The sequence below is a fragment of the Massilia sp. LXY-5 genome, from assembly GCF_059801075.1.
This window is the reverse complement of the sequence record NZ_JBNNEH010000012.1, coordinates 1-4,877: the sequence shown is the minus strand read 5'-3', so window position 1 is coordinate 4,877 and position 4,877 is coordinate 1. Positions and strand designations below refer to the sequence as shown.

Below are 4,877 nucleotides of genomic sequence, written 5' to 3'. Positions count from 1 at the left end.
ACGACTTTGCGCCGATGATAGTGCTGCAACCAGTGTGAAAGTAGGTTATCGTCAGGCTAGTTATAAAGAAAAAACCCGCTCAGTAATCTGAGCGGGTTTTTTTTCGTCTGTTCATTCAGCGTGAATGTACGATCACCATGTGCGGTCACGGCCCTGTCGGGCTGGGCGCGCACTCGCCACCTTCGCGTTCCTCCCGATTAACGAAACCTCGGGTGAACGAGTGCCGCCCAGTTCGGATGTTCGTGCCAGCCGCGTACGGCTGACTACCATACGACAGCCGGAACACGCGGCAGTTCCGCGGGAGACGCCAAGCCTGGCCCCCAAAGCGGCACTCGCCCCGCACGCTTGAGCTGCGCCGACTGTCAAATCGCGGACACTTGTTCCCAGTCCAGCTTAAAGCGCGCCAGGTATTTTTTGAGCCGGTCCGCATCGTTGGGCTTATTTTTGGCCTCGCGCGACACGCCAAACAAGGTGCGCCCGGCATCGGACAGACTCTTCGACTGCCGGCACACCTTGACCACCGCCTCGAGCTGCACCGCGTCGAACAGATCCAGCCTGCTTGCCGCCTCGTGGCCCATCAGTGCTTCCAGCCCGGCGGTCTCCGGACTGCCGCGTCCGGCATAAGGACGCCACAGGCGCTGCAGGCGCGCCACTTCGTCGCCCACGATCGCTTCGTTGATGCGGCCCGACTGTGCCAGCGTCGCCATGCGCGTCACCGACGCCCACAGATCGCGGAAGTTCCCGGTCCACAGCGCTTCGGGCGAACGTGCGAAGCGCATGTAGCGCACGCGTGCTTCGCGGTTGAAGCGGACCATGTGCCCCTGTTCCTCGCCGAACTGGACGATTAGGTAATCGAGATTCGGTTCGATATCCTCGGCGCGGTCGCGCAGGCTGGGCAGGGCATAGGTCCAGAGATTGATGCGCGCGTACAGGTCTTCGCGAAAACGTCCGGCCACCACGTCCGCCGAGAGGTCGCGGTTGGTGCCGGCGATGAGCTGGAAATCGCTTTGCACCTCGTTGTCGCTGCCGACTGGCAGGAAGCGTTTGTCTTCGATGGCCTTCAGCAGCATCGCCTGTTCGTCCGGACCGAGTTCTCCGATTTCGTCCAGGAAGAGCAGGCCCTTGTGCGCGCTCCTGAGCAAACCTGGGCGGTCCGAGGCGGCGCCGGTGAAGGCGCCTTTGATGTGGCCGAACAGCGTCGACGCCGCGCCGTCGCCGTGCAGCGTCGCGCAATTGAGTTCGACGAAGCGGCCTTGCACCTGGTGGCGCGCTTTTTTCAGTTCGTAGACCCGTCGCGCCAGAAAGGACTTCCCTGCGCCGGTAGGGCCCATCAGCAGCATCGGCGAACGTGAGCGGATCGCGACGCGCTCGATTTCGTCGATCATCGTGTTGAAGTCCGCATTGCGGGTCGCGATGCCCGATTTCAGGAAGGCGACGCCCTCCATCTGCTCGCGCGAAAAACGCTGGGCGATCTGGTCGTAGCGCGACAGGTCGAGGTCGATCAGCGCGTAGCTGCCGGTCGTGCCCGACCCGGGCGAGCGTGGCGGCGAAGTTTGCACCAGGCGGCCGGGGAAAAACCGCGCTTCGGTCATCAGGAACATGCAGATCTGGACGACGTGGGTCCCGGTCGTGATATGGATCCAGTAATCCTCATTGTCCGGGTCGAAGGGGTAGCGCTTCGCGAAATCGAACAACGCGCCGTAGACCTCTTCGAAATCCCAGGCGTCGCGCAGCGCGAGCGCATGGGGAACCACCTGCGTATCGGGCGACACCGAACCGATATCCGCCGCAACCTGTTCCACCAGGCTTTCAAAAGGGCCGCTGTACAGCAACTCGAAGCGGGCGATGCCGAGGTCCTGGTGCTGGGTCAGCGCGATGCTCGGCCGCCACTTGTCCCAGCGCGACCGGCCCCGGTAGTTGTCGAGCTTGGTGCCGACGAAGCCGATGACGACGGTTTTCTTCTTTTTCATATTCGTATAAAAGATTATCTCTCAGGATAATTTATCAGGAAAGCTGTCGTATGGTCCAGCGATCGGCCCGAACAGGCAGGCGGGACAAATACACGCTGGATCAAGCACTTGGCGACAGAAACCGGTCGGGGCGACTGCCTGGCACGGCGCTTGCAATGCAGAAGGTGCAGAACGAGCGACGACGAAGTCGAACGGCACAACTATGTTGAGAAAAACGAAAACGATGAACACCACTACTTTCGATGTCATGGATATTCCCGGCGGCAGCCAGGTCAAGATGTGGACGCAAGGTGTGCCTGTCGAAGAGGCGGCCAGGCAGCAGCTGTCGAATACGGCGAAGATGCCCTTCGTGTACAAGCACATTGCCGTCATGCCCGACGTCCACCTCGGTAAAGGCTCGACCATCGGTACCGTCGTGCCCACGCTCGGCGCGGTGATTCCCGCCGCAGTCGGCGTCGATATCGGCTGCGGCATGATGGCGGCGAAAACCACGCTCACGGCCAACGATCTGCCCGAGAGCCTGTCGAAGCTGCGCAGTGCGATCGAGCGTGCGATTCCGCATGGGATGTCGCCGAAGATCCGCGGGCACCGGGGGCGCGACGAGGGTTCCTGGCAAACGCCGCCGGCGCCGGTCGATGCCGCATGGGCGCAGCTGAAAGGCGAATTCGATGCAATCTGCCTGAAAACGCCGTCGCTGAAGAATACGAACAATTACCGTCATCTCGGCACGCTGGGCAGCGGCAACCACTTCGTCGAGGTCTGCCTGGATGAAGCCGGCTTCGTGTGGTTCATGCTGCACTCGGGCTCGCGCGGCGTCGGCAATGCCATCGGCACCTATTTCATCGAACTGGCGAAGAAGGATATGCGGCGTCACTTCGTCAACCTGCCGGACAACGATCTGGCCTACCTGTCCGAGGGAACCGAGCATTACGACGATTATGTCGAGGCGGTCAGCTGGGCACAGAAATTCGCGCGCATGAACCGTGAAGTCATGATGCAGAACCTGATCGCAGCGGTCCGCATGGTGATCACGAAGCCGTTCCAGACCCACGTGGAAGCGGTGAACTGCCACCACAACTACGTCCAGAAGGAGCACCACTTCGGCAAGGATGTGCTGGTAACGCGCAAGGGGGCGGTATCGGCACGCGCCGGCGAGCTGGGGATCATTCCGGGCTCGATGGGTGCGAAAAGTTTTATCGTGCGCGGCAAGGGCAATCCGGACAGTTTCAACAGCTGCAGCCATGGCGCGGGACGGACGATGAGCCGCACCGAGGCCAAGCGCCGCTTCACGCTGGCCGACCAGGTGCGGGCGACCGAGGGCGTGGAGTGCCGCAAGGACGCCAACGTGATCGACGAGATCCCGATGGCCTACAAGGACATCGACGCCGTGATGCACGCCCAGCGCGATCTGGTCGAAGTCGTTCACACGCTCAAGCAGGTGGTGTGCGTCAAGGGATAAGCCTTCCGCAGGGCAGAACAATAAGAAAAGGGGCAACCATGATTGAGCTCGACGGCGCGGCCGGCGAAGGCGGCGGCCAGATTTTGCGCAGCGCGCTCGCGCTGTCCATGATCACCGGGACGCCGTTCCGGATCCGCGCGATCCGGGCCAACCGCACCAGGCCCGGCATGATGCGGCAGCACCTGGTGGCGGTGCAGGCGGCCGCCCAGGTCAGCGGCGCACGCGTGACCGGCGCGGAGCTGGGCTCGTCCGAGCTGAGTTTTACGCCCGGTCCGATCCAGGGCGGCGACTACCATTTCGCGATCGGCAGTGCCGGCAGTTGTACGCTGGTGTTGCAGACGGTCGTGCTGGCACTGCTCCATGCGCAGCAGCCTTCGTCCGTCCGCATTACCGGCGGCACCCATAACGCGATGGCGCCCCCGGTGCAGTTCCTGAAGCGTGCGTATCTGCCGCTGCTGGCGCGCATGGGCGCGGAGGTCGACATCGCGCTGAGGCGCTACGGTTTTTACCCGGCCGGCGGTGGGGAAGTCGTCGCCACCGTTCGCCCGTGCGCCCAGCTGCGGCAGCTGTCCCTGATGGAGCGCGGCAGTTATGTCGCCGCACATGCCGACGCCTTCGTGGCCGGACTTCCCCAGAGCGTCGGCATGCGCGAACTGAGTTGCATAGGCGACGCAATGCACTGGGGCGGCGACCAACTGCACCTGCACTGCCTTCCCGGCGAGCAGGGGCCCGGCAATGCAGTCCTGATCACGCTCGAGTACGAACATGTGACGGAAGTGTGCGCCGGTTTCGGCGCCAAGGCAGTCCGGGCGGAAGCGGTAGCCCAGGAGGCGACCATGCAGGCGCAGGCATACATGGCGTCCGATGCCGCTGCAGGCGAGCACCTGGCGGATCAGCTCATGCTGCCGATGGCACTTGCCGGAGGTGGGCGTTTTACTGCCTCAACGGTTTCATCGCATGCGGAAACGAATGCCGAGCTCATTGCGAAATTTTTGCCGGTAAGTATCTATTTCGAGCGCGCAGAAGGGCGCAATATCTGTGTCGTGAAAAGCGCTTGCCAGCCACGCTAGTGGTTCGCTATAATTCGCGTCCGCTTCGGCGCTGTCTGCAAAACGTTAACGTAATCAAGGTGTTAGATGCGTAATTTCTTTGCAAGCGGCAACGAGGTGGAAAAAAAGAAGTTGACGACGCAAACGAAACACTGCATACTCTCGCTTCTCTGCTGCTGACAAACAAAACGATTTGTCGACAAGTAGCAAGCAGTACCGAACAAGTTCTTTAACAATTAACAGTCGATAAGTGTGGGCGTTTGATGAAGGTGCCAGTGGCTTTGGTCACTGATTACTTAAATTATCAAATGTTCACAAAAAAGAAATACGTTGTCTCAGCAATGAGATGACGGTCAGTATTTTGAGTGAGCGACCCGCTAGCAATAGCGGTGACAGAAA

At 61.2% G+C, this 4,877-nt stretch carries 3 protein-coding genes; 2 read left to right on the top strand and 1 reads right to left on the bottom strand.

Annotation, left to right across the window (positions count from 1 at the left end; genetic code table 11):
- Positions 1-362 precede the first annotated feature (362 nt).
- On the bottom strand, positions 363-1,970 hold the full coding sequence (gene rtcR, locus ACI48I_RS24095) for an RNA repair transcriptional activator RtcR (RefSeq protein WP_498575715.1): 1,608 nt from the start codon (positions 1,968-1,970) through the stop codon (positions 363-365).
- Positions 1,971-2,193: 223 nt separating this feature from the next.
- Here rtcR and ACI48I_RS24090 point away from each other — a divergent pair, with 223 nt between their 5' ends.
- Positions 2,194-3,429, top strand: a complete 1,236-nt coding sequence (locus tag ACI48I_RS24090; RefSeq protein ID WP_498575714.1) for an RtcB family protein — start codon at positions 2,194-2,196, stop codon at positions 3,427-3,429.
- A gap of 38 nt (positions 3,430-3,467) precedes the next feature.
- A complete protein-coding gene (gene rtcA / locus ACI48I_RS24085; protein WP_498575713.1) occupies positions 3,468-4,499 on the top strand; it encodes an RNA 3'-terminal phosphate cyclase in 1,032 nt (343 codons plus the stop codon).
- Positions 4,500-4,877: the final 378 nt, after the last annotated feature.